This window comes from Nonomuraea sp. NPDC049480, assembly GCF_044465905.1.
In the GTDB taxonomy this organism is placed as follows: domain Bacteria; phylum Actinomycetota; class Actinomycetes; order Streptosporangiales; family Streptosporangiaceae; genus Nonomuraea.
Window position 1 is genome coordinate 263,478 of record NZ_JBITMD010000014.1, and the last position, 24,240, is coordinate 287,717.

Here is a 24,240-nt window from a genome sequence, read left to right on the forward strand (position 1 = left end):
CGGTCCGTCGAGGAGGCCATCGACGGAGCCATCCGAGCGCTCGTTTGGGGACGCATTGGGGACGATCAACCGCTGTCATGGTGCTTGCTGCGATTGCGAGCGGCGGATCAGCAGCCGGTCGTACTCCGCCTGGGTGAGGGGGAGCACCGAGCCGTGCTTGGCTTCAGGGGGCAGTTGGCAGCTCTTCGACGGAATCCACTTCCCGGAGTCGAGGTCGGTGGTCTCGAACGGGACGTAGTTGCGCCCCCCGAACTCGTCGATGAACATGTACCACTTCTCCTCCGTGTTCGACTTGAACACGGCTGGGCCCTCACCACGGTCGATCTCCCCTTCGCCGATGCGGTCGGCTACGAAGTCATACGAGTTCGAGGTCAGTTCGCGAGACTTCTCGGCGGTGATGAGCTTGGCGCTGGGCACGGAAGGCGTCGGGTCCCGCTCGTCCTTGGTGTAGCGGTAGTAAACGCCGCTGTGCTTGATCACGGCCGAGTCGATCACCGCATGGCCCGGATCGTGCCAGACCCTGGGCTCGCTGAATGTGTGGAAGTCGGTGGTGGTGGCGTACAACATCCGGTTGTAGGTCGTTCCGGTATGGTCCGGGTCGTCCTGGGCGTAGAGCTTCGAGGCCCAGAAGACGACGTACTTGCCGAGTTCTTCGGCGTGGCAAGCCTTCGGCGCCCAGGTGTTGCCCGCGTTGTCGTGAGACACCTTGACCAGCCGCTGACCGGTCCAGTTGACCAGGTCCGTGGAATCCCAGACCACGATCGACTTGCTGCCGGCGCGCTGGGCCCTGTCCCAGGTGAGCTGCACCGGGTCCGCGTTGCTGCCGGACGTCCGCAGGTCCGTGGCGATCAGGTGGAACCTGTCGCCCTCGGGGGAGCGGATCACGAAGGGGTCGCGCACTCCCTTGGTGCCGAGGCTGGAGGTCAGGACGGGCCTTCCGGCGTTCAGTTCCCGGTAGTGCAACGGGTCGTTGCCGCAGCTGAGCGCCATCCGGATCCGTTCGTCGTCGGCTGTCCGGTTGCCGGCGAAGTAGACGAGCAGGTAGCCGGCGTAGACCGGTTCAGGCTGATGCACAAGTGCTCCTGATCAGGGTGAAAGGGCAGGTACGGCGGCTCATCAGCGTGACGTCCCGGGCTCATGTGATCACCTTTCCGCCTGTTGTCGTACGGGCCGTGTAGCGGCGCGCTGGCGTGCCGTTCCATGACAGGCGGAGGCGTCCGGGGATCGCTCCCTCGGCCTTGGTATGAGTCACTATGATGCCGTTTTCATCGACGATGTTCAGGGGCGGGGTGTCGCCGGGTATCTCGATGATCGCCGCTCGGGGACCCGGCAGGACGCGGCGACCTGGGGCCAGGGGGACATCGCCCCGTTCGGAGTGTTCCCGCTCCGCTCACGAAACTCGCCGGCAGCTAAGAGTCATGCGCGGTCGACGGCAGGGGCGACTGGCTGTCGCCAGCGTGGCAGGCAGGCCATCACAAGAGGCTCCTAGCCACAAGGGCTGGCTGCGGAGGCGGCGGACAGCAAGATCAGTGCGGCTTGACGGGCATGCTCACCCGCGCCGACGCTGTCGTGGTGCGCGGCGACGACGGTCGCGCCCTCGACCAGCATCAACAGCTGCCGCCCCAGAACTGGTGGATCGGCGGCTCCGGCGCCCTCGGCGATGCCGGTCAGCAGCTCGAGGTAGCCGTCAAGATGGCGCGCGGTGATGGTGCGTACGGGCTCGACGTGGTGCTGAGCGGCCGCGTTCAGCATCGCGCACCCGCGGAAGACCGGGTCGTCGTACCACAGCTGGAGGGCGTCGAACACGGCGGCGAGCTGGTCTCGGGGGTCGTCGCCGGCGGCTTCGACGGCCGCGGTCAGCCATTGCGTGACCCGCTCGCTGCGCTGCCGGAGCATGACCTCGACCAGGCCCTCCTTGGTGCCGAAGTGCCGGTAGAGCGTCTCCTTCGACACGCCGATGCGGGTGCACAGCTCGGCGACACCGATGCCGTCGAGCCCGCGCTCGTACAGCACCGCGGTGGCTGCTTCGACGATGGTGGCGCGGGTGCGTGCGGGGTCGATCGTCGAGCCTTTGGCGACTGGCATGCATAGATGGTACCGCTCGGTTCGATCTGATGCTAACGTGTCGGAGCATACCGATCGGTTCGATCTCGGGAGTTCTTCCATGTTCGACCCACTTGCCGCCGACCCTCCGCGCGACCCTGACTTTCCGGCCACCACGCCGGCGCTGACGTTCGACAGTGGGGGCGCGTCCTTGCTCGGTGTGTTGCACGTGCCGGCAGGCCGAGGGCCGCACCCCGTCGTCGTGCTGCTGCACGGATTCCCCGGCAACGAACGCAATTTCGATCTCGCGCAGGTGCTGCGCCGTGCGGGCTACGCGTCCTTGGTGTTCCACTATCGCGGTTCGTGGGGCGTCGGCGGCTCGTGGTCGTGGGCCCACGTGCTGGAGGACGCGGCAGCAGTCGTAGCCGGCCTGCGCGATGAGGAGCTTGCAGCCGCCCACCGGCTTGATCCGCGGCGGTTGGTGCTGATCGGCCATAGCATGGGCGGCTTCGCCGCGTTGATGACCGCGGCGACCGAACCGTCCGTCGCCGCGGTCGCCTCGGTGGCTGGGTTCGACTTCGGTACGGTAGCGGCGCTCTGCCGTGCCAACCCGAGTGTCCGAGCGAGCTATGTCGAGGCGTTGACCAGAGAACTGGGTCCCCTCCGGTGCACCAGTGGGGAGGCGCTGGTCAGCGAGATGGAGGCGGCCGGCGACTCGTGGCGGCTGGCCGGGCTCGCGCCGCTGCTGGCGGAGCGCTCGGTGCTCCTGATCGGCACGGGCCTCGACACCGTCACCCCGTACGACGTGCATCACGAACCGGTCGTCACGGCGTACCAGGCACAGCCCGTCGGATACCTCGAACATCATCTCTTCGCGACCGACCACGCGTTGTCGGACCATCGCGTGACCCTGGCACGTACGATCTTGAGCTTCCTGGCACGGTGCCCATGAGGCAGGCACAGTGGCAGGCGCTGCGGTTGGCTCTCGGCACCGCTTCGGCGCTCGGGCTGGCCCGCTTCGCCTACGGGCTGCTCCTTCCGGCCATGCGTGACGATCTGCACTGGACCTTGTCCGAAGCCGGGACGATGAGCGCCGCCAACGGGCTCGGCTACCTGTTCGGCGCGCTGCTGACCGCCGTCGCCGTCCGCCGGATGGGCGCCGCCGCCACCTTCCGTTGGGGCATGATCCTCACGGCGGTGTCGCTGGCCGCCACCGCCGCCAGCGACCACTCTCTGGCGCTGCTGGCCGCGCGAGCCGCGGCCGGGGTGGCGGGAGCCGCCGTGTTCATCACCGGTGGTGTGATCGCATCGCGCATAGCCATGCGCGCAGCCTCCGACTCGCCCATCACCATCTATTTCGCGGGCACCGGCCTGGGCATCGTCTTCAGCGGCGTCACCATCCCGCTGCTGGCCGACCACTGGCGCCCCGCCTGGTTAGGCCTGAGCGTCGCCGCCGCTCTGGCAACGCTGATCAGCTGGCGCGTCGCCCATACCAGTGAGGAAGCGACGGCCGCCGGCGCCGGCCGGGCGTATGTGCGCCCGCTTTGGGGGATCGCCCTGGCCTACCTGCTGTTCGCCGCCGGCTACATCACCTACATCACGTTCCTGTCCGCCTACCTCGCCGATCGGCACGCCCCGCTCGGGCAGGTGGTGCTGACCTGGACAGCTCTGGGACTGGCCGTCGTGGCGGCACCAGCGCTGTGGAGCCGTCCAACCGCACGCTGGCCGGGTACCCGGGCCCTGACCACCCTGCTCGGCCTGTTGGCCATCGGCGCGGCGCTGGCCCTGGCCGCGCCTGCACCACCGGTCGTCCTCGCCTCCGCGGTCGTCTACGGAGCGACGTTCATGGGCGTCCCCGCCGCCGTCACCACGCTCATCAAGGCGAACACCCTACCCGCCGACTGGACGGCCACGCTGGCGGTCTTCACCACGCTGTTCGCGGCCGGCCAGACGGCCGGCCCCTGGCTCGCCGGGCTCCTCGCCGATCACACCTCGACCAACGCGACCCTGGCGTGGACCGCGGTCCTGTGCGCCGCGGCGGCTCTGATCGCCGCGATCGCGGGCCGCTCGAGCCTCTTCGCAGCGTCTCAGTCGAGTGTCATCGAGGCGAACGCTTGACCCGGGCGCCCGCTTACCCCGCCCGCACCAAGAGACCAATGTCCAACAAACGATAAGGAGCACGGCTATGGCCACCTACGTCCTCATCCCCGGCATGTGCCACGGCGGCTGGTGTTTCGACGGACTCATCCAACCGCTCCGCGACCACGGACACCGCGCCTACCCGCTGACGCTGACCGGGCTCAGCGAACGCGCCCACCTGCTGCAGGGCACCGTGAACCTCGACACGCACATCCAGGACGTGACCGATGTCCTGGAAGCCGAGAACATCCACGACGCCGTGCTGGTCGGCCACAGCTACGGGGGAATGGTGATCACGGGGGTCGCCGACCGCATGCCCGACCGCGTGACCGCCATGGTGTACCTGGACGCCATGGTGCCGGAGAACGGTGACTCCTGCTGGAGCCTGGTCTCTGATCGAGAACGGCAGTGGTACGCGGACGTGGTGGAGAGCGGGTACGCGGTGCGACCACTGCCGTTCTTCGACGCCCGGGCCACGCCCCACCCGCTCGCCTCGCTGCTCCAGCCGCTCCGGCTCACCGGCAATCTCGCACAGATCCGGCGCCTGGTCTACGTATACGCGGCGGCGTGGGACGGCGAGTCCCCCTTCACCCCTGTATACCAGCGGCTACGCGAGGACTCCTCGTGGGCGACGCACGCGCTGGACAGCGGGCACAACCTCATGCGGGATGCATCGCAGGACCTGCTGAAGATCCTTTTTGACGCCGCAGAATATGATCACCCGATCAGGAACCCTGTTCGACCCGAACCGCACCATGCGTTCCTCCATCGGTAGCCGGGACTTGCGCCCGGATACCGCCCTGGCCAGGTCACTGTGCCGCGTTGGCAAGAAGAGCAGCGATGTTGATCCTCCCGGTCTGCAGTTTCGCGTCGTGGGGCTCGGCGACCCCGCCGTCGGTGATGTACAACCGGTCGCCGCGAACCGCGGTCGCAGAGGGCGAGGCGAGACCGTCCGAGCTGGTCAGAACGGCCTTGTAAGGGCCGTTCGGGTAGACCACCACGATCCTGTCCGGACCGTTCTGCGAGGAGGAGCCGTTCTGCGCCACGAACACCACATCGGACCAGGGGGTCAGGAAGCTGAAATCGTCGATGTTGGGCAGGCCGCCCGCGACAAGGCGGAGAGGACCGGCGGCGCCGGCGGGGGTGACCGGTACCCGCAGCAGTGTTCCCTTGTTGAAGTTGCTGCACATGGGAGACATCCGGGTGGAATCGACGCCCTTGACGCCGGACCGGGATGTCAGGTGGGCATGCGGTTGAATTTGCGGATGCCTTTGTCGAAGGTGGCAGCGGGGGCGAGGCGGCGCAGTGTCCTCATGCGGATGGCGAGGGGGCCGGCGGGGTAGCGGAGTTTGGGTCTGCTGTGGGTGGCTGCGGTGAGGATGACTTTGGCGACGACGGCGGGGTCGTCGCCGTTTTTCATGGCGGCTTCGATGACTTCGTCGAAGATGCGGCGTCGTTCGGTGTAGAGGGGCAGGGGGGTGTCGGGCTGGACGGCGTTGGTGTCGAAGCTGGTTTTGGTGTAGGCGGGCTGGACGAGGAGGACGCGGATGCCGTGTTCGCGGACTTCGTGGTCCAGGGACTCGGAGTAGCCCTCGATGGCGTGCTTCGACGCGACGTAGATGGCCATGTAGGGCTGGGGGACCAGGCCCAGGACGGAGGAGACGTTGATGACGCGTCCGCCACCCTGGGCGCGCATATGCGGTAGGACGGCCTTCGTCATACGGATGACACCGAGGACGTTGATGTTCAGGACGCTCTGGGCCTGGGTGACGGAGTTCTCCTCGACGGCGCCCGCCGAACCGATGCCTGCGTTGTTGACCAGGACGTCGATGCGTCCGAACCGGTCGATCACCTCTCCGACCGCGGCGGTGGCCGAGTCGTCACTGGCCACGTCGAGATCGAGGTACGTCACACCGGCGGGCGGGGTGAGTCCGGAGGTCTTGCGGCCGGTTCCGATCACCTCGAAACCCGCCGCGACGAAGGCGCGGGCCGTCTCCTTGCCGATCCCCGATGAGGCGCCTGTCACGAGCGCCACCGGGCGAGTTGTCGCCATCACGAATTCCCTTGGTTTAAATTACGATCGTATACCTTACGTTCGTACGACCATATGATGGTCGCCGGTCGATTGGCAAGTGGTCACGTCCGGCGATCCGAGAAAAATCCGGGAAACGTGTGATGTGGTACGGGATAGACCACGAGCGGACGACGAGCAGTTGACCGAGACGGCCGGTCCTCGCATCACCCGAGACGGCAAGCGAACGGTTCGGGATCACAACGGGTTGCCCAGGGGGCGCCACCGGGTACAGCTGGTGGCGCAGTCCCGGCTGTCACTGTGGACGACGGACCGGTGGTTTGATGACTGCGCGGCGGTCCTCCAGCGACGGCTTGCAACCGGCGTGGTCTTGACTGTTGCCGACAGGCAGTCCTCACCATTCAGCCGCAGGGTCAACAACCACAACCACATCGCTGACGGGTTCGACCGGCACCCGGGTCAAACTCTTGACCGTCACGCGCCATACGCCGGTACGAGGCAGGATGGCGCTGGCCCGGTAGCGTCCGTCCCCGAGAGGACGAAGTCTGGGACCGTGCCAGCTCTCATCCGACTCGTCGTGAACGCCGAACACGCCCAAGACAAGGCGATCATCTTCGGCTTCCACCTCGATCTCGGCTTCCTCGCCCATAGTGATCAGATCCGGCAGGTCCAGCGCGAGCACGTGTTCGGGTGCTTGATACGCACGAACAGGACGAGCAGTGAGAATCGCGTGCAAGGCATGGTGGGTGGGAGCAGCACTGGCCAGGACGGCATGCCGATCGCCGGAGTACCGCACGGCGAGGTCGTCGGCCTCCTCCGGCGGTACTGCGGCGAAACGCGGCACCGTGCCGTCGCCTCGCGGGGACTCACCGTTCCACGTCGTCAAAGGGGCGACCCCGGCGGCGTCGTGTCGTACGCTCAGCACGGTCTTGTGCAGGTGGCCGCCGAACAGATGTGTCGTATAGGGCCGGAGACCATTGCGTTGGATCGACTCGGAGATCTTCCGGTGAAAGGCGACTCCGTGGCGTACGGCGTGTGCGCCGATTCCAGGCAGTCCCACGTCCGACAGCGTATGAAGCCCGTCACCAGTGTCAACGCATCGGTAGGTCGGCAAGAGCTCGTGCACCGAGGGAAACTCGCTCATCACCTCGCCGAGCCGGTCGAGGAACTCGCCGAACCGCCCCAGCCGGGCCCTGGCCTGAGGTGCCAAACCCAGGCTGAGTGCGACGGCGGCCTTGGCGGCCCCTTGGTGCGGCGTCCCGATGGTGACCAGTCGCCGGGCCGTGCTCCTGCCGCCCAGCACTTCCAGCGAGTATCGGGCGATGAGGCCGCCCATGGAGTGGCAGAGGTAGCTGACCCGGGCCTCGGGGACGGTCTCCCGCCACCGTGTGAGCTCCCGTTCGACCGTTTCGTCCAGCCGAACGGCATTGTCTGCGCATGACAGCCGCCAGTCGTACGGGAACTCGACAAGGTTGCCCCGGCTGAAGTCCAGTGAACCACGCAGATAACGCAGCAGGCTGCCGTACCCGTCGATCTTCCACAGACCGGGCATGAGGTGGACACCGTTGATCAGCCGGGCGGGTTGCAGCGGCTCATCGATCTGAAGTGCGGCGGCGAGGCGGCGCGGTGGAAGCACACGGCGCATGGCTGCCAAAGAGTGGTCCCACACGGCGGTTCCGTTGTGTTCCAGCACGCTGCCGAGGATGCCTGGCAGCACGACCACCAAGTCGTCGACACGATCAGACATATGGCTCGTCCTCCGTAGGACATCATGTCAGTGGAAAAAGCGACGGAGCTCGGATTCTGATCAACGGAGCCGGTATGGCGGAGGTTCCCGCGGGCGAGGCGACGTTCGTCATCGTGGGCATGTCGGTGTACGACCATCATGAGGATCTCGAGTTCGTGAAAACGGCCGTGCCCGAGTTGCGGGACGCCTTCACCGCATGCGGCTTCACCCACGAGCTCCCCGAACTCTTGCATGGCGGCACCTTTCACGAGGTCGGTGAAACCCTGTCCGGGTCGGCTCCCGGACGCGGACGGTCACTGATCCTGTACTGGGCCGGGCACGGGGCACGCGAAGCCGCCGGCGACTACCTGCTGGCCCAGGACTCGCCCGCGAAGAACTTCACCCAGTTGAACGCCATGACCGCGTCGATGCTCGCGTCGTTCATGGCGCAGTGGCGCTTCGCGCACGCCTTGGTCGTCGTGGACGCCTGTTACGCCGGAGCCACGTCCGCCGAACTAGCCCGCAAACTCGAAGACACGTTTGAGCAGCACCCCCCAGAAGTACGCGCCGCCGTCGAGGTCATCGCGGCCTGCGGACCTTCCGAGCGCATTCAGGACGGCCGTTTCGCGGAGCGGTTCGTACGAGTGCTCAAGGAAGGCGGCACGGGACGATCCTGGGACGCGGGCAACATCCAGGTCTACGCGCACGAAGTGCTCCAGGCGATCGAGGAGCTCCACCTGCAGCCGCCGCTCCCGGCTTACCGCGCGTACGGGTACCCGCAGCGCCTGTTCCCCAACCCGAAGGCGATCCCGGGGCTGCCACCCGCGGACGCCCCCACCCAGCAAGACCGCCAGAGACGCATCCTCACCGGCGGGCTGCGCGACCATTTCAGCAGGGCCGCGCGAAGCATCGAAGTCGATGAGACCGGCTGGTACTTCATCGGCAGGACGCAGCTGCTCCGTGAGGTAGTGTCCTGGCTCGGCCAGGACCGGCCGAGCGGCCTGAGTGTGCTCACCGGCTCTCCCGGGACGGGCAAGTCCGCCGTCCTCGGCCGGATCGCCACGCTCTCCGACCCCAACTATCGCCGCCTCGCGGAGGAGGAGGGCGCGCTGGACGGCGCTGAGCCCGGCACCGTGCCCGTCGAAGGGCTGATCGACGTCGCGCTGCACGCGAAGAACAAGTCCCTCGCCGAATGCCGTGAACTCCTCGCAGCCGGACTCGCCCTCTCCACGCCGCAAGGCGGCCGGCAGACCAGCCACGAACTCATCCAGGCGATCCGAAGCCTGAACCGCCCCCTGCGGATCGTCATCGACGCACTCGACGAGGCCCGCCCCGATGCGGTGCTCGCCATCGCCAGCGACCTCATCCTGCCTTTGGCGCAGGTGCCGAACCTGCGGGTGCTGGTCGGCACCCGTACCCGCACGGCCGGAACGACCGACGGTCGGCGTCCTCTCATCGACCTGCTGGCCCCCGTCAGCCGCCACGTCTGGGTCCTGGACGAGGACCCAGACGTGAAGCAGGACATTCACACCTACGTGACCCGGCGGCTCATGGGCGCTCCCACCTCTCCCTACAGGGGCGATGCGGAAGGAGCGCGGGTGGTTGCGACGGCTGTCGCCGCGGCCAGCGGCAAGATCTTCCTGTTCGCGCGGATCGTGACAGGGGTGCTGCTCCGCATGGAGCGGCCGCTGCGGCTCGCCGGCGAAGGTGCCGCACGCCTGCTCAGCGGGGCGGTACGAGACGTCTTCGAAGCGGACCTGGCCCGGTTCGGTGACCAGGAGATACGGGTACGGGAACTGCTCGCGCCCCTGGCCTGGGCCGAGGGTGCGGGCCTGCCACGCCATCCGGTCTGGACGGTGATGGCCGGCGCGATGTCACCGACCGGGGCGACCTACGACGTGACGGACGTGGACTGGCTGCTCGACGCGGCCGGACATCACGTCAGCCAGTCGAGCGAGGACGGACAGGCCGTCTTCCGGCTGTACCACCAGGCTTTCGCCGACTACTTCCGGGAACGGGACGAGAGCGCCGTCGGCATCCAGCGGGCCATCACCCAGGCGCTTCGCGGCACGCTGCCGGCAGACCCCCGGCTACGCCACTGGGCCTCCGCCAACCCGTACCTCTTGCGTCACCTGTCCTCGCATGCCGCGGCGGCGGGCCGGCTCGGAGGCCTGACCAGCGAGCCCGGTTACCTCGCACATGCGGACCCGCTGCGGTTGCTGGAGGTGCTCGGCAAGGTCGATCCTGCCTCCTACCCGCAGACCCGCGTGTTCTGGCGGGCGGCGCACCGGCTGCAGGATCCCGCGCAACGTGCGGCCGTACTTCACCTGACAGCCCTGGAGCATGAGCCCGACCTGGTGCCGGACATCTTCCCACCGCCGGTGGGAGCTCCGCTGTCGCCTCGGTGGACGCGAGTGGCGCCCACCCCCTTCCACCGGACGTTGACCGGCCACGACGCGCCGGTGACCGCGGTCGGGGTCGGTGAGTTGCCCGGTGGCGACACCATCATCGTGAGCGGAGACAAGGGCGGAGCGGTGCGCGTCTGGGACGCGGCAACCGGCATCCCCCGTACTACGCTGGCCGCCCACGACCACAAGGTCACGGCGGTCGCGGTCGGCACTTTGGACGACGGCACACCCTTCATCGCGTCCAGCGACCACACTCACGTACGGCTGTGGGAGGCGACGACGGGCGTTCCGCTCGGCCTGACGATGACGTTCACGCGGTCCATCCGGCACATCGAGATCAGGGACAACGAGGTCATCTGCTCAGGCAGCCGATGGGGACAGGCCTGGAACGTCGCCGGCGGCACCGTCCGCGAGATGCCGCAGCCTTACGCCGCCGGCTACGAGACAACTGCCGAAGGCGACTTCGAGGTCTCGACAGTCCACGGCGCGACCGCCTACACGATTCCCGAGGGCGCGGGCCTGACCACGGCGATCTCGGCCACCTTGGCGGACGGCGCTCTCATTGTCGTCGCGGCGGGCAAGAACGGAACGGTGCGGATATGGGACGTCGAGACCAGGGCCCTGCGCGCCACCCTCACGGGCCACGACCATGCCGTACGCTCCGTCGCGGCGGGCAGGTCTCCTTATGGCGGCACCATGATCGTCAGCGGCGGCGACGACCGGACGGTACGCGTCTGGGACGCCTCGATGAGGACCGCGGAGACGTCGGCGCCGCGTCACAATCCCCTGGTGGTGGCGGCGGGCCCCAAGGTTGTCGCCAGCGGTGGCGACGACGGAACCGTATGCCTCCGGGACACGGACACCGGCCGACTGGTCTCCGTTCTGACTGGTCATGAGGGCAAGGTCTGGGGGGTGGCCCAGGGAGCCCTGCCGGACGGCACCGCGGTCGTCGCCGGCGGTGGCGAGGACGGGACCGTGCGTCTTTGGGACACGGACACCGGCCGGCCGCGAACTGTTCTGACCGGACATGAGGGCAGAATCTGGGGGGTGACTGTCGCAGCCCTGCCCGACGGCGGCACCATCGTGGCCGGCGCGGGCGCCGACCGCACGGTCCGCACCTGGGACGCGTCGAGCGGCGCGCCTCGGGCCACCCTCGTAGGACACCAGGACGAGGTGAACGAGGTCGCCGCGGCCACACTGGCCGACGGCACGGCCATCCTCGTCAGTGCGAGCCGCGACCGGACGGTTCGTGTTTGGGACGCCGTGACGGGTAGGCATCGCGCCACCCTGACTGGTCACAGCGGATGGATAGAAGCGGTGACGACCTGGAGGGCCGCGGACGGAACAGTGCTGATCGCGAGCGCGAGCCGGGACGGCACCGCTCGTGTGTGGGATGCCACGACCGGCTCCCTCCGCCACACCTTCACTGGACACGAAGGCCCTGTCTGGGGCGTGGCGTTCGGTCACATGGGCGACGGCACGCCCGTCGTCGTCACCGGCGGCAGCGACACGAACCTGCGCGTGTGGGAGCTGAGCGGGAGCATGATCACGCAACTACCGATGCCATGTGTGATCACCAGTGTGGATATCCACGGGTCCACTCTTGCGGTAGGTACCAGCACAGGTGTGAGCGCCTTCAGCCTCGCCTGAACACCCGGGCCACGCGCCCCACCCGTCCCGACGAAGCACCGCCCGCCGCCCCTGGCCTGATCCCGCTGACGATCGCAGAGGTCAAGCGCCTGTTCAACGCCGTCACTGGCCACACATCGACCCTGGAACACTTGCTCACTGGTCAGCCTGGCGACGCCGCCATCAAGCACGCGCCCGCTGGTTCCATCGCCGCGCCCGCCTGGCCACCGCATACACCCAGCTCAGCCAACGAATGGCGGCTGTCGATAAGAGGCGCCCGTCAGGGTGTCCTGACCTCCAGGTCCCCGGAGTCGCTGGACAGCGCGATCGTGCGCTGGGCCGAGGGGAGGCGCGCGGCCTTGATGTTCTTGTGGCCGGAGTCCGTCTTGGCCACGATGTTGTACGACCCCTGAGGCACCTGGATCACGGTCTTGCCCGAATCCGTGGTGGTGGTGACCTGGTCGGGCGGCCCGGCGAAGGCCAGGTTCATATCACCCGACCCGGTCTTCGTGGCGACCTTTCCGCCTGTCAGCTCGGTGGCCTCGATTGCCCCGGAGTCGGTGGTGGCTTCCAACTCGCCCGACAGGTTCTTCAGCGTCAGGTTCCCCGAGTCGGAGCTCACCTTGATGCGGAGTCCTTTGGGCACCTCGATCTGGTAGTGCACGTCGCAAGACGCGCCCAAGGCGCCCCACCCCCAGGTGGTGGGACAGGCGAACGTCAGCTCCAGCGTGTCGCCTTGCACCTTGTGGCTGGTCTTCGGCTTGTCCTTGAGCCAGCTGAGCCGCTCCGTCACGTGGATGCCCCGACGATGGGACTCGACCACTTCGACGGTCCCGGCGTTGTCGGCTTCGACGTGCAATGCCGTTACCTTGTCGGTGACGTTGTACGACACGGTGTCCTCATCCAGCGGGTCGCTGGTACCGCAGCCGGTCAATACCGCCACGAGCCCGATAGAGCACGCGATCATCGCTTTTGCCTTCATTTTCATGGTGCAATCCCAAGTCATCCGGATGTACCGGCCTTGATTGATCCCTGGAGTTGTTCCTGAGGACATCGCTGAGACCGGACGGATCAAGCCCGGTTGCCCGTGAAGCCGGCGACCACCAGCGGCAGCGCCTTACGGACGGTCTGGTTGTGATCCACGCTGCCCGCGTCGGTGAGGGTCTGCGTGGCGCCGTGGGAACGCAGTTGACGCTGGCAGTACAGCGCGTTGTCGTAGGCGACGTCGGTGTCGCCCTTGGCGTGATGCAGGCGGACCGGAACGGCCGGCTTCCAGTTGCAGGTGGAGTCGAGCGCGGTCAGCAGTTCTTTCAGTTTGCCGGTCGGCTTGCGCACCCTGTCCAGGAACTGCGCGGTGAACAACTTCTCGGACGTGGGCGGCAACGCCTGGGCGATCTCCGCGGCCTGGTGGTTTCCGTCGAAGAGCTTCTCCACCTGCTCGTCGTACGGGGCACGGAAGGCCTCGCTCGGCGTGCGGTAGACGTCGGTATAGCGGTCCGCCGAGATCACGAAGTAGGCCAGGTAGAGCGAGGCCATCCGAATCTTGTCGTCCGCCGCGGCGGCCTCGAAAGAACTCAGGTCGAACGGACCGGCGATCGGAGCCAGGCCGCCCAGCCGGAAGTACGGGTCCTGGCCCTGCTGCAGGAAGCGCCCCACCATCATGGTCGCGGGACCGCCCTGTGAGAAGCCGCTGACCAGCACGCGCGAGTCGAGCCGGCGCTCGTGGCCCCTGGTGAAGGCGCGGGTCGCGCGCAGGGCGTCCACCGGGGCGGAGACCGTGGTCCGTGGGTCTCCGTAGGTGTGGTGGCCGGGCCCTGTGCCCAGGCCGAGATAGTCAGGGGCGGATACCGCATGCCCGGCCCCCGCGAACAGCAGCGCCGCGGCGCGGTCGGTGGATTTCTCGTTCACCGAGGCCACATCACCCCGGTAGACGGTGGTGCCGTGCAACCAGGAGACGACCCGCAGGTCGCGCCGGCCGTTGTCAGGCAGGGCGACCAACTGGCTGGCGGTGGTGGACCGGCCCTTGGCGTCCACGGTGCGATAGACCACGCGATAGGCGCTGACCCCGTACTTCACCTGCGTCGCATCGATGCCGGCCGCCTTGAGCCGCTCGGCGATCTGGCCCTTGTCCAGCTTCTCCACGAGAGTCGAAGAGACCACGGCGCCGCGTGCCACGGTTTGTGCCCCTGAGGCTTCGGCGGGGAACGTGGTGGCAAGGCAGCCCAGGGCGAGCCCGGCGGTCACTATGGCGCGAGAAAAGGTCATGCCGAAACCCTAGATACAGCCGCAAAGAGCGGCATTGCTGGCGGCACCCTGGTTCTTGGTGGTGCCAGCCTTACCCCTGCGCCGCCGTGGAGCGTGAACGGCGTCTTCGCCCCGCCTGGACCGCACCTGCCGGCATCAGCCGCTGACGCTGCTATGGGCGCTCGGACGGGCCGCACAAGGCGTGCCGCGCCTGGAGACCTGGGCACGGACAAGAGCTGAGGCGCTTGCGCATGGCGCGTCGCGCGGCGGTCACTGCCGGCGGCACAGGGCGGGAGCGACCGCTGTCCGGTCCACGGCGGGCAGGAGCCTGCGCCACTCCTGCGTAGAGGGGACGTCGGCGATGTCACAGGCGTGGCCGAGTGTGACCTCCTCGTCCAGAGTCCACTCCCGGGTGGTGCGGAGCAGGCCGGTGATGGCGATGCGCCGCCGGTCTGGCGCGAAGTGCAGGCCGCGGACGATGCCCTGGCGGGTGGTCAGCGTGAGAATCTCGCGGTGGTGGCGCGGGTCCCAGAGGATCACCGTGCCGTCCTCGGTGCCGATGGCAAGCCGTTGCCGGTCGGCGCTGTAAGCGAGCGCGGTCACCCGGGACGTGGTGGGAATGGAGGGCTCGTTGATCTCAGGATGGCCGAGCCGGCGGAACGCAACGCCGCGGTCGGCGCCCACGGCCAGGGTCCGGCCGCCGGGATCGAAGGCCAGCGCCCGGACGGTCCCGGGGGCGCCCCAGCCGTCCTTGGCGCGGCTGCGGGCGGCGTGGCCGGTCAAGTCCCAGACCTGGACCTGGTTGGTGTTGCCGCCGGTGGCCAGGAGGGTGCCGTCACGGCTGACGGCCAAGGCGAACGGCTGACCGGCGGTCACGGGGACGTCGAAGGTGTAGTGGTGCTCGGGCTGTTCGCGCGTGTCCAGGAGCCGTACGTGCCCGGCTGCGCCGCCCACGGCGAGCAGGTGATCGTCCGGGCCGCCACGGGCCAGGCCGTGCACCGGCTCTGTGCCGACCGGCAGCTCTCGGCACCGGCCGGCGAGCCGGTATCGGACGACGGCGTCGCCCGCGTCGTACGCCATGGTCAGGCCGGCGGCGCCGTACGACATGGCCTCGGTGTCGGCGCCCGCGCAGGTGTCGGTCTGCCAGCCCCCGGTGTCCCACAGGGCCGCGGTCGTGTCACTGCTGCCGCTGGCCAGGACGGTGCCCTGGCGGGGGAATTCGACCGTGTGCACCGCGCCGCCGTGGCCGTTCAGCGTGGCGAGCGGGCGGCGGGAGCGGACGTCCCACAGCAGGACCTGCTGGTCTTCTCCCGCGGTGGCCAGCACGTGGCCGTCGCCCCGGAACGCCACGTCCCAGATCGTGCCCTCGTGTCCGCGCAGCTCGCCGGACGGCTTCCCGTCAGAGGTGCGCCACACCAGCACGGCACCGTAGTCGCCGGCCGCGGCCAGCAGCCTACCGTCCGGGCTGAAGGCCACGTCGTGGAGAGCATGCGGGGCGTTGGGCGGTCGCAGCACGCGCAGGTCCCGCCCGCCCTTCCACAACCGGACGGTGCCATCGCGATGAGCGGCGGCCAGCAGGGCGCCGTCCGGGCTGAAGGCGACGCCCTCCACCGCCCCGCGCGTCTCCGGCGGCGGCAGCGGGCGCATGCCGGCGACCTGCCACGACTCGACCCCGTCCGCGCTTCCGACCGCCAGGACGGCGGCGTCCGGGCCGAAGGCCATCGCGCCCATGGCGGGCACGCCGCGTAGCGAGCGCTCGGCGAGCAACTTGCCCGTGCCGACCTCCCACAACCACAGGTCGCGCTGAACGCCGGCGGCCGCCGCGAGCCGTCCATCGGGGCTGACGGCGATCGAGACGAGCGGATGAGGCAAGTCCGCGAGCAGGCGCGGCCGTGCGTGCTCCCACACCAACGCCTCTCCGCTGAAGTCGGTGGTGGCCAGCACCCGGCCATCCGCGCTGAAGCTCGCCGACCGCAGCGGGCCTTCGTGGCCCGTCAGGCGCCGGGCGAACCCCTGTGCCTGGACGTTCATCAAGGCGCTGAGCGTCCGGGTCGTCGGAGCCTGCCGGTAGGCCGCAGCGGCCAGCAGCGCCGACACCTCCGGCCGGGATCCGGCGAGCCGCGCGGCCTCCGACGACAGCTGCGCGGCCAGGGAGTGCCGTAGCTCCCGCTCGGCCTCCCCAGCCTTGCGAACGGCCGTGGCGGCGCTCACCACGGCCACCACCAGGAGAATGCCGAGGCAGGCCGCCAGGCGGCGGGTGTTGCGGTGCCGCCTGCGCACCGCCGCGCGTTCGGCATTGTCGCGCTCCCGGCTCGCGTCCAGAAACGCGCGTTCCACCGGGGCGAGCTCTGCGGCCCATTCCCCGACCGCGGTCAGGCGGGAGCCGCGCAGCAGCAGCGACGGATCCCGGCCTTCGGCGTTCCAGACACCCGCGGCATCGGACAGCCGCTGGCGCGCCCGCAGGTCTGCCCGGCCGGTGTCGATCCATGTCCGCAGCCGCGGCCACGCACCCAAGAGCGCCTCGTGGCTGATCTCGACGTGCTCGGTGTCGGCGGTCAGCAGGCGCGCCTGGGTGAATGCCTCCAACACCGTCTCGGCGTTCTCGTCCACCTCGCCCAGCGGCAGCGGGCGGCGGGTGTCCTGCCCGCTGTCACCGACCTGGATCAGGCGCGGCAGCACCTGGCGGGCAATGTTCTGCTGCGCGGGCGTGAGCTGGCCGTACACGTGTTCGGCGGTGGCGGCGACCGCGCCGTGAATGCCGCCGGTACGCTCGTAGCCGGCGACCGTGAGCGGCCCGTCGGAGCGCTGCTGCCAGGTGGCCATCAGGGCGTGGGACAGCAGCGGCAGCGCGCCGGGCTCGTACGCCTCACCGCCACGCCTGCCCAGGTCGCGCAGCAGCAGCTCCACCAGCCCCGGTTCCACCTCCACGCCCGCCGCCCGAGCCGGGCCGGTGATGGCCTCCCGCAGCTCGGCCACGGACATCGGGCCGAGAGGATACTGGCCGGTGCGCAGCGCGTCCACCAGCTCGGGGTAGGCCAGACAGCGGCCGTAGAAGTCGGCGCGTACCCCGAGGACCACCGCCGCGCCCTGCGCGGCCAGGGCCTGCACCGAGTCCAGGAAGTCACGCCGCTCGGCCTCTTCGCCGCAGAGGGTGAAGATTTCTTCGAGCTGGTCCACGATGAGCAGCAACCGCCGCCCGGTCAGGCCCTGGGCGGGTGACTGCCGCAGCTCGTTCGCGCCGAGCCGGTCCAGCAGCCGCTCGGCCGGGCGCGGCCCCGGGCTGAGCACGACCGCGGGCCAGGAACGCGAGCCGGGCAGCGGCAACTCTCCCCGGCGTACGGCGGGGAGCAGCCCTGCCCGCAACAGCGACGACTTGCCCGCGCCGGAGACCGCCACCACGGTCACCGGCCTGCCGGCACAAGCGCGCTGGGCCAGCAGCTCCGCCAGCGCGCCCACCGCCCGTCGTCGGCCGAAGAACCAGCGCGCGTCCTCCTGATCGTAACCGCGAAGCCCCCGGTACGGGCACGCCCGTGCCGCTCGCGCGACCAGCGCGGCCAGCTCGCCGCCAGTCCCGAGCGCCTCGTCGCACTGCCGCGCGACCCCGTCCGTGAGGCTCTTCTCACCGGTCTCGACCTTGCTGAGGTACCCCTTGCTGTAGTGCGTCAGCCCCGACAACCTGGCGAGCGACAGCCCGCGCGCCTGCCGCAGCCGCCGCAGAGCGGCTCCGGCCGCCTCCTCACCACCGTCCGATGCGACCATGCTCTGATTACACAATGTAGTCGATTCGGTACGCGCCGGAACCGGGATTGTCGTCTAATTCGTCCGGATATGCCCGCTGTCTCCTGTTGCCCACGGGCCGAAGGCGACGGGAAACCCCTGGCGGCCACTTCGGCGCGGTGGCGACGATCGCCCTGTCGAACTCGCAACCGAGACCGAAAGGCAGGTCCACCATGAAGATCCGCACCTATGCCGCCGTCGCTCTGCTGCTGACCGCGGCCCTGTCGGCCGCCTTGCCCGCCGCCACGCGGGCCATAGCCGAAGAGTGCGGGGTTCGCGACGACGGCAGGCTCTACTGCCGCAACACGCCGGACATCGTCCTGTCGGCCGACGCCGTACCCAACGCCGACGACACCGGCGTGCTGAAGAGCGACTTCAGCTGGTTCCAGTGCTGGGTGGACGGCTATCCGCATGCCGGAGGCAACAACATCTGGTACCTGACCAAGGGCGACGAGGCCGTGGCGCCCTACCGAGGGTGGGGTTTCCTGGCCGCCAATCACCTGGCCACCGCCCAGGACCCCGCGCCGGGCCTGCGCGAGTGTGCCAAGGCCGACTACGACCTCATCTGACCACTGAGGAGACCTCCAAGATGAACATCCGTCACGCCATCGCCCTCCCCCTCGCCCTAGCCCTCGCGCTGCCCGGGCCCGCCTCCGCCACCGGCGCCTCCGCGGCAGGTTGCGGCGTGGATCCCCACGACCACAAGCTGTACTGCACCAACGACCCCGGCGGCATCCCGCTGTTCGACAAGCCCCGGCCCGTGGACACGGTCGACTTCCTCGACACCACGGAGAGCTGGTTCAGCTGCTGGGCGACCGGCGAGCAGCACACGGGAGGCAACACCACCTGGTACGGAACCGTCGGCGACCGGTTCGGCGAGTTCGGGTACGCGGCCGCCTCTGCGGTCCATACCCCGAGCGGCTTCGACGCCGACCCCAGCCGGTACGGCCTGAAGCGGTGCTGATCTGGCACCGCTGACCGAGCGGCGTCGCCGTCTCCCATCCCGCGGGGGCGGCGACGCCTCGTCACGACGGAATTCGTCCGGCACACTGCCGTCTTCCGGGGAGTGAATGCAGGTCCATCCTGGCCTGCCCATTGCCAGGACCTTCCCTTCGGTGGCCGCGGGGCTCGCCACCGCGACATCCCGCACCACAGGGCGCCCGACCGCGACATCCGCTTCCCGCAACACGAGTCGACCGGTTGGATCAGGACTTGGCCGGTCCCCGCTCAACCGATCTGCTGCGAACTCGCCGCGCCTGCCGGCTCGACGCCCAGTCGGCAGAGACGACGGGCACCGAGGTCGTGGCTGCGAAAGCGCAGAAGCGGCTGGATATCCACCCCGCACCGCTGATGTGGTTGAGCAGGTTCATCATGGTGATCTCGGCCGCGGCCCACTCGTCGGCGAGCGTGAGCTCGGGGACGTACCGGCGCCAAAGGACAGAGCCGTGGGGAACGCTCCGGCCGACCGCGTTGTGAGCCTCAGCGCCTGGTGGCTTCGAGCAGGTGGAATGTGGGGCACTCATCTGTCCAGGTCCGGTAGCACCTCATCCCTGTACCGATCAGACTGGGACAAAGGATGAACACCCTCTCCAGGGCCGCCGGTGCGTCACCTGCCAGGCGGGCGGTCAGGCCGTGCGTCCGCGATAGGTCATCGTCGCCTCACTACCCAGGCGGATCGACATCCCGGGATGCATGCTCACGGTAGCGCCGGGCGGAAGGCTCTGGAACTCCCCACCTTCGGCGAACCTGATCGCCGTCCCGCTTGCCGAGTCCAAGTCGTGGGCGTAGAGATGCCAGCCGTCCACCTGGATCGCCAGATGCTGCTCGTCGACGCCGTCCACCAGCACCTGGACCGTGAGGTCCTGCGGGTCGACGTAGTCCCTCGCCTCGCCGCCGAACACGTAACTCCGGTCGAGAGGGAAGTCGCGGCCGTCGTCCAGCACGAGGTCGCCCAACTTGGGACGAGCGGCGACGTGGTGGGTCGGATACCGCCCCAGTTCCGCCTGGCACACCATGCACGTGCGTCAGCGTTGCGATCAAGGCGAACGACGATCCCCAGGGACCCGCAGGGCGGCCGGAGAACTCCTGACAGGGCCCTTCACGGGTAGGAGCACGGCTCCTTCCGAAGGGGGATGCGCGTAGTGCCGGGGCGCTGCCAGGGTCGGAAGCAGGCGGCCGCTGGGCCGCCCCGATCCGGAAGGACTCCAGCAGTGTTATCGAGACACACCAGGGTGGTGCGGGGTTCGGCGCTGATCGCGGGCCTCACGCTCGCGTGCGGGCTCACCGCGACCGCTCCCGCCGTGGCGGCGGAGCAGGCCAAGCTCACCGCGCCGACCCTCACCGGCCAGTACGACGTCGGCACCACCGACCTCCACCTCGTCGACCCGTCCCGCCCCGATCCGTGGAAACCGGAACGGCGCCGGGAACTCATGGTCACCGTCACCTACCCGGCGGACCGGTTCGCCAAGGGCCCGCGGGCACCGTGGCTCACGCCCGGCATGAGCACCGTCATCGACCAGGCGCTGGCGGGCGAGGACTACCTCGATCTCCCGGCCGGCTCCATCGACTGGGCATCGGCGAAGCGAAGGGCCGAGACCGGCGTCCCCGTGGCGCACGGCGCGCCGAAGCCGGTCGCGCTCTTCTCCCCAGGCTTCGGCTTCCCACGCGAGACGTACACGGCGATCGTCGACGACCTGGCGAGCCGCGGCTACGTGGTCGTCTCGCTCTCGCACACCTACGAGAGCGCGGCGGTCGAGTTTCCTGGCGGGCGGCTCGAACTCGCGGTGTCCGAGGGTGAGGACCCCGAATTGAAGAAGGCGCTCGACGCCCGGGTCGCCGACAGCCGGTTCGTCCTCGACCAGCTCACGAAGATCACCCGGGGCGAGAACCCCGACGCGGGGAAGCGGCCGCTCCCCCGCGGGCTCGGCCGGTCGCTCGACCTGTCCCGGGTCGGCGCCTACGGGCACTCCTACGGCGGGTTCACCGCGGGCGAGACGATGGTCCACGACCGCCGTGTCGACGCCGGGATCAACCTGGACGGCGCGATGGCGACCGCGATCGGCTATCCCCCGGGAAGTCCATACGTGCCGGGCGAAGTCACCGAACGCGGCCTGGACAGGCCGTTCCTCCTGATGGGCGCCGAGGGCGTCGACGAGAACGGGAAACCGCTCGAACACACCCACCGGAATCCCGAATTCGACCGCAGCTGGGCGGACTTCTGGGCCAGCCAGCGAGGCTGGAAGCGGGATCTGCTCCTGCGCGGCGGCAGCACGCACCTGGCCTACAGCGATCTGCAGATCATCGTGCCGCAACTCGGCGCGCGCGTGGCGCTGGAGAAGCGTGAGGCGCTCATCGGCACCATCGATCCCCGTCGTTCGCTGGCCGCGCAACGGGACTACATCGGCGCGTTCTTCGATCTGCACCTTCGCGGACGGGACCGGCACCTGTTCGACGGCGAATCCCCGCGGCACCCGAACATCGACTTCATCGACTAGGGGGCTGAAGGGGACTTTCCCCGCATGTGCTGTGGCGCATGCTCTGCGAAACCTGCGGCCCGGGCGGCGGAGATCCTGGCGCTCAACGTCGACGACCTCGACAACCGGCGCTCCCCGATCCGGTCTACCGCGAACGTGCCCGGTCCGGAGCACTGCACTACCGCGCCCCGGCACCGCTGACGGAGGCCGACATCTGGCGGGCCTACCAGATCGAGCTGCGCGAGCGTGGCGAGCCGCACCACGATCCGTGGGGGATCCAATCCCTTCGAGCGCCGCTGAGCTGCGCCGCTCCCATAGTCGCGGCCAGACGCAAACGAGTGTGCAGTTTCCTGTACACGCCGGCGCCACTGATCGTTCCATTACTCCCCGAGGGCCGAGGCCCCCTCAGAACCGTGCGCCGTCGGCGTCGGCAGGACCGCCGCGGCGGCGCATTGCGTGGACGGCTGTGTGACCTTGAGATATGCGCTGAGTGAATACGGGATCGACTCGCGGGTGGAAGCGATCGGACTGCAGAAACTTTCACGGTGGTTCATAGGCGCCGGAGGCACGTGACCTCCGGGTACGGGTCGGGGCCGTGGGGGAGGCCGTACGTGCTGCCTTGGGTCGTCACCGAGTAGTCGGCCGGGCGCTTGCACTCGAACTGGATGCTCACGTGGCCGACCACCTTCCCCCACGCCTTCTTGCCTTTACACGACGTCTCTTTCAGGCCGCCGACGATTCTCGTCTCGGTCCCGCCGAAGATGGACTTGCGCTTCTCGGTCTTGGGAGCAATCAGGCAGGTGCCGCGCTTGTACCTGGGGCCGACGGCCGTGGCGTCCTCACCGGGGCCGACGCAGACGTACGAGCCGTTCCACCTGAAAGCGTATGACCAGATCCTGCGCTCGCACCCCTTCTTGGTCTTGGTGAAGGCGCGGATCTTGCCGGGGCCGTGGGCGTCGTAGCAGGCCCGTTCGTCGACGTCGCCGTCCTGGATGAGCGTGCAGTCGCCGACGCGCAGGACGCCGCCGCCCTTCCCGGCGTCGCCCGGGTGCGGGCCGGCGAGGTTACGCAGGCAGGCCGTCTGGGTGCCTGCCGGGGTGTCCAGCCAGCCGTCGGAGTCGCGCGGGCACTTCACCTCCCCTTCGCCCTGGGCCACCAGCATGGTGATCCGTGTCCCTGCGGCTGCCGCGGAGCACTCGACCGCGGCCGGGACAAAGGTATTTGGCTGGGGCATTCGTACGTCGAGGCAGAGGCCCCGCGCCCAGGCGGGCGGCTGGCTGAGGGAAGGAGGCGGCGGGCTCTGCTGAGTGGGAGGTGCGGGCGTTCCCCGCGTCGGCGTGTTCCGAGGCGTTTCGCCGCTGCACGACGACAAGGCCGTGACCACCGCTAGCACGGCGATCAGGATGGGTAATCCGCCACGCACGAACCGTCACCCCCGTGTAGTCGCCCCTCGCGACGATGGTCGGCCACGGCCGCCGCTCTGACAAGCCGGCGGCCTGGCCCGATCACGACGTCAACCCCGGGTACGGCATGGAGCCGGGAACCTCACGCCTTCCCCGCCCGGCGGCGTCCGCTCCCGGCCACCGCCTCCGCCCCCGGCCACCGCCCGCGCCGTGGCCACCAGCTCAGCCGCGTTGCGTGCGCGCCTCCTCCGTCCACGCCTCCGCACAGCGCATCCGCACCGCCAGTTCCTCAACATGCGCCGCCCATTCGTGGCGGGAGTCTTGCAAAGGCGTTCTCGCTCTTCAGGTGCGGGTGTCTTCACAGAAGTAGTGCTGCTGCACAGCCGGCGGTGGCCTTGGTGTTTGCTCGCCGGGTGGCGTGATCAACAGTAGGTACCGTTTCCGCTTCCTGGCTGCCAGGGGAAACCTACGTCGTCCCAGCGTGAGTATCGCGGGCACCCGGTGCCGCGGACGGACGGCTTTCTCGCGGATGCTCCCAGGGGCGTCGAGCACTCTTCCTCTCCTCCGCAAGGTCCGCGGTGCGCGGCTGTGGATGAGCGCGTGATGTGGTGATCAATTCACTTCAAGACGTTCACAAGTGCATACAGGAGGTCTTCAAGTGCTTTCAGGAGGTCTTCAAGATGCCGGTGCGAACGTTGACCTGTCGCCGGAGAGTTCGGTGACAAGGAATCAGAGAGGAGCACTTCGGTGCGCAAGAACATTGAGATCATCGACCTCCCGGCTGCGGCTGTGGAGGTTACGGACGACCAGCTCGACATGGTCGCGGGTGCCGGCCTGATGGGGCCGGGGGGCCCCTTGGTCTGCAGCGCTCTGGCAGGTGGGGCGTCGGACTGTTTCCGGCTGAACTGAGACACCGGGTACGGCCGGGCCGATGCCCGGCCGTACCCCTCTCGAAGGGAACCGCCATGCTATTGATCATCAGTGCCGCGCTGGATGACTCGGTCGGCTTGGTCATGCCCAAGCTCAAGGCGCGGGGTGTGCCGGTGTTGTGGTGGGATGAGGCCGATTTCCCCGAGCACACCCTCATCAACGTGGAGTTGCTCGAGGGGAACTGCCATCAGACTCTGACCTATCGCGGCGTCTGCTATGACCTGGCCGAGATCACCGCGGTCTGGCATCGGCGTCCTGGCCCGCCTTCGGCATCGTCGGTGACCCACCCGACCCACCGGGTGTATGCGCAGGAAGCGGCCCGGCGGGTTCTCGACGGCGTTTACGACCTGATGCCGGCCGACCGCTGGATGCCCGCCCGGCCCAAGGACATGGTCCGGGTGGATGACAAGCTGCTTCATCTGCGACGAGCGGTGGA

The 24,240-nt window shown here is 68.9% G+C and carries 19 protein-coding genes; 9 read left to right on the plus strand and 10 right to left on the minus strand.

Annotated elements, in window-relative coordinates; genetic code table 11:
• Window positions 1-75 precede the first annotated feature (75 nt).
• Both ACIBX3_RS35285 and ACIBX3_RS35290 read right to left on the minus strand, forming a co-directional pair.
• Entirely contained in the window at window positions 76-1,074 is a 999-nt protein-coding gene (locus ACIBX3_RS35285; protein WP_397124736.1) for a glycoside hydrolase family 43 protein, read from the minus strand.
• Window positions 1,075-1,485: 411 nt separating this feature from the next.
• Complete coding sequence (locus tag ACIBX3_RS35290) at window positions 1,486-2,085, minus strand: TetR/AcrR family transcriptional regulator (protein WP_397124738.1); 600 nt, start codon at window positions 2,083-2,085, stop codon at window positions 1,486-1,488.
• Window positions 2,086-2,164: 79 nt separating this feature from the next.
• On the opposite strand from ACIBX3_RS35290, the gene ACIBX3_RS35295 reads away from it, so the two are divergent.
• The 3 genes from ACIBX3_RS35295 to ACIBX3_RS35305 all read left to right on the plus strand — a co-directional run bounded on the left by ACIBX3_RS35295 (window position 2,165) and on the right by ACIBX3_RS35305 (window position 4,957).
• Window positions 2,165-2,995 carry an alpha/beta hydrolase family protein gene (locus ACIBX3_RS35295; RefSeq protein ID WP_397124740.1) on the plus strand — a complete coding sequence of 277 codons (831 nt, stop codon included), beginning with the start codon at window positions 2,165-2,167 and terminating at the stop codon, window positions 2,993-2,995.
• Window positions 2,992-4,161 carry a YbfB/YjiJ family MFS transporter gene (locus ACIBX3_RS35300; protein WP_397124742.1) on the plus strand — a complete coding sequence of 390 codons (1,170 nt, stop codon included), beginning with the start codon at window positions 2,992-2,994 and terminating at the stop codon, window positions 4,159-4,161. Before ACIBX3_RS35295 ends, ACIBX3_RS35300 begins: the two co-directional genes overlap by 4 nt.
• 67 nt (window positions 4,162-4,228) lie before the next feature.
• Window positions 4,229-4,957 carry an alpha/beta hydrolase gene (locus ACIBX3_RS35305; protein ID WP_397124744.1) on the plus strand — a complete coding sequence of 243 codons (729 nt, stop codon included), beginning with the start codon at window positions 4,229-4,231 and terminating at the stop codon, window positions 4,955-4,957.
• A gap of 34 nt (window positions 4,958-4,991) precedes the next feature.
• Here the strand turns inward: ACIBX3_RS35305 and ACIBX3_RS35310 are convergent, their stop codons facing one another.
• From ACIBX3_RS35310 to ACIBX3_RS35320, 3 genes are all read right to left on the minus strand, one after another.
• The gene (locus tag ACIBX3_RS35310; protein WP_397124746.1) at window positions 4,992-5,372 is read right to left on the minus strand and encodes a hypothetical protein; all 381 of its coding nucleotides are present in this window, start codon (window positions 5,370-5,372) and stop codon (window positions 4,992-4,994) included.
• A gap of 47 nt (window positions 5,373-5,419) precedes the next feature.
• Window positions 5,420-6,235: an oxidoreductase gene (locus ACIBX3_RS35315; protein ID WP_397124748.1), complete on the minus strand. Its 816-nt coding sequence runs from the start codon at window positions 6,233-6,235 to the stop codon at window positions 5,420-5,422.
• Between the two features lie 373 nt (window positions 6,236-6,608).
• Window positions 6,609-7,961 (minus strand): esterase/lipase family protein, encoded by a 1,353-nt coding sequence (locus tag ACIBX3_RS35320; RefSeq protein WP_397124750.1) that lies wholly within the window; start codon window positions 7,959-7,961, stop codon window positions 6,609-6,611.
• A 74-nt stretch (window positions 7,962-8,035) separates the two neighbouring features.
• On the opposite strand from ACIBX3_RS35320, the gene ACIBX3_RS35325 reads away from it, so the two are divergent.
• On the plus strand, window positions 8,036-11,998 hold the full coding sequence (locus ACIBX3_RS35325; protein WP_397124752.1) for a hypothetical protein: 3,963 nt from the start codon (window positions 8,036-8,038) through the stop codon (window positions 11,996-11,998).
• 259 nt (window positions 11,999-12,257) lie between these two features.
• Here the strand turns inward: ACIBX3_RS35325 and ACIBX3_RS35330 are convergent, their stop codons facing one another.
• The 3 genes from ACIBX3_RS35330 to ACIBX3_RS35340 all read right to left on the minus strand — a co-directional run bounded on the left by ACIBX3_RS35330 (window position 12,258) and on the right by ACIBX3_RS35340 (window position 17,980).
• Window positions 12,258-12,944 carry a DUF4097 family beta strand repeat-containing protein gene (locus ACIBX3_RS35330; protein ID WP_397124754.1) on the minus strand — a complete coding sequence of 229 codons (687 nt, stop codon included), beginning with the start codon at window positions 12,942-12,944 and terminating at the stop codon, window positions 12,258-12,260.
• Between the two features lie 104 nt (window positions 12,945-13,048).
• Window positions 13,049-14,242, minus strand: a complete 1,194-nt coding sequence (locus ACIBX3_RS35335) for a lipase family protein (RefSeq protein ID WP_397124756.1) — start codon at window positions 14,240-14,242, stop codon at window positions 13,049-13,051.
• A gap of 249 nt (window positions 14,243-14,491) precedes the next feature.
• Window positions 14,492-17,980, minus strand: a complete 3,489-nt coding sequence (locus ACIBX3_RS35340; RefSeq protein ID WP_397124758.1) for a helix-turn-helix domain-containing protein — start codon at window positions 17,978-17,980, stop codon at window positions 14,492-14,494.
• Between the two features lie 191 nt (window positions 17,981-18,171).
• On the opposite strand from ACIBX3_RS35340, the gene ACIBX3_RS35345 reads away from it, so the two are divergent.
• Entirely contained in the window at window positions 18,172-18,567 is a 396-nt protein-coding gene (locus ACIBX3_RS35345) for a hypothetical protein (protein WP_397124760.1), read from the plus strand.
• A 20-nt stretch (window positions 18,568-18,587) separates the two neighbouring features.
• Window positions 18,588-18,962 (plus strand): hypothetical protein, encoded by a 375-nt coding sequence (locus tag ACIBX3_RS35350; RefSeq protein WP_397124762.1) that lies wholly within the window; start codon window positions 18,588-18,590, stop codon window positions 18,960-18,962.
• Between the two features lie 661 nt (window positions 18,963-19,623).
• Here ACIBX3_RS35350 and ACIBX3_RS35355 read toward each other — a convergent pair.
• Window positions 19,624-19,953: an FHA domain-containing protein gene (locus tag ACIBX3_RS35355; protein WP_397124764.1), complete on the minus strand. Its 330-nt coding sequence runs from the start codon at window positions 19,951-19,953 to the stop codon at window positions 19,624-19,626.
• A gap of 255 nt (window positions 19,954-20,208) precedes the next feature.
• Between ACIBX3_RS35355 and ACIBX3_RS35360 the strand changes: the two genes are divergently transcribed.
• Window positions 20,209-21,492 carry an alpha/beta hydrolase family protein gene (locus ACIBX3_RS35360; protein WP_397124766.1) on the plus strand — a complete coding sequence of 428 codons (1,284 nt, stop codon included), beginning with the start codon at window positions 20,209-20,211 and terminating at the stop codon, window positions 21,490-21,492.
• Between the two features lie 529 nt (window positions 21,493-22,021).
• Here the strand turns inward: ACIBX3_RS35360 and ACIBX3_RS35365 are convergent.
• On the minus strand, window positions 22,022-22,633 hold the full coding sequence (locus ACIBX3_RS35365) for a hypothetical protein (protein ID WP_397124768.1): 612 nt from the start codon (window positions 22,631-22,633) through the stop codon (window positions 22,022-22,024).
• Window positions 22,634-23,621: 988 nt separating this feature from the next.
• Here ACIBX3_RS35365 and ACIBX3_RS35370 point away from each other — a divergent pair.
• Together ACIBX3_RS35370 and ACIBX3_RS35375 are read left to right on the plus strand one after the other, a co-directional pair.
• Entirely contained in the window at window positions 23,622-23,783 is a 162-nt protein-coding gene (locus ACIBX3_RS35370; RefSeq protein WP_397124770.1) for a hypothetical protein, read from the plus strand.
• 56 nt (window positions 23,784-23,839) lie between these two features.
• On the plus strand, window positions 23,840-24,240 hold a 401-nt coding region (locus ACIBX3_RS35375), incomplete at its 3' end, for an MvdC/MvdD family ATP grasp protein (protein ID WP_397124772.1).

Bases quoted from the DNA above. Each gene is read 5' to 3' on its own strand.
- ACIBX3_RS35305 (WP_397124744.1), top strand. From the start codon at position 4,229: ATGGCCACCTACGTCCTCATCCCCGGCATGTGCCACGGCGGCTGGTGT.
- ACIBX3_RS35335 (WP_397124756.1), bottom strand. From the start codon at position 14,242: ATGACCTTTTCTCGCGCCATAGTGACCGCCGGGCTCGCCCTGGGCTGC.
- ACIBX3_RS35315 (WP_397124748.1), bottom strand. From the start codon at position 6,235: ATGGCGACAACTCGCCCGGTGGCGCTCGTGACAGGCGCCTCATCGGGG.
- ACIBX3_RS35290 (WP_397124738.1), bottom strand. From the start codon at position 2,085: ATGCCAGTCGCCAAAGGCTCGACGATCGACCCCGCACGCACCCGCGCC.
- ACIBX3_RS35340 (WP_397124758.1), bottom strand. From the start codon at position 17,980: ATGGTCGCATCGGACGGTGGTGAGGAGGCGGCCGGAGCCGCTCTGCGG.
- ACIBX3_RS35345 (WP_397124760.1), top strand. From the start codon at position 18,172: ATGAAGATCCGCACCTATGCCGCCGTCGCTCTGCTGCTGACCGCGGCC.
- ACIBX3_RS35320 (WP_397124750.1), bottom strand. From the start codon at position 7,961: ATGTCTGATCGTGTCGACGACTTGGTGGTCGTGCTGCCAGGCATCCTC.
- ACIBX3_RS35330 (WP_397124754.1), bottom strand. From the start codon at position 12,944: ATGATCGCGTGCTCTATCGGGCTCGTGGCGGTATTGACCGGCTGCGGT.
- ACIBX3_RS35310 (WP_397124746.1), bottom strand. From the start codon at position 5,372: ATGTGCAGCAACTTCAACAAGGGAACACTGCTGCGGGTACCGGTCACC.
- ACIBX3_RS35295 (WP_397124740.1), top strand. From the start codon at position 2,165: ATGTTCGACCCACTTGCCGCCGACCCTCCGCGCGACCCTGACTTTCCG.
- ACIBX3_RS35300 (WP_397124742.1), top strand. From the start codon at position 2,992: ATGAGGCAGGCACAGTGGCAGGCGCTGCGGTTGGCTCTCGGCACCGCT.
- ACIBX3_RS35350 (WP_397124762.1), top strand. From the start codon at position 18,588: ATGAACATCCGTCACGCCATCGCCCTCCCCCTCGCCCTAGCCCTCGCG.
- ACIBX3_RS35365 (WP_397124768.1), bottom strand. From the start codon at position 22,633: ATGCTGGTGGCCCAGGGCGAAGGGGAGGTGAAGTGCCCGCGCGACTCC.
- ACIBX3_RS35325 (WP_397124752.1), top strand. From the start codon at position 8,036: ATGGCGGAGGTTCCCGCGGGCGAGGCGACGTTCGTCATCGTGGGCATG.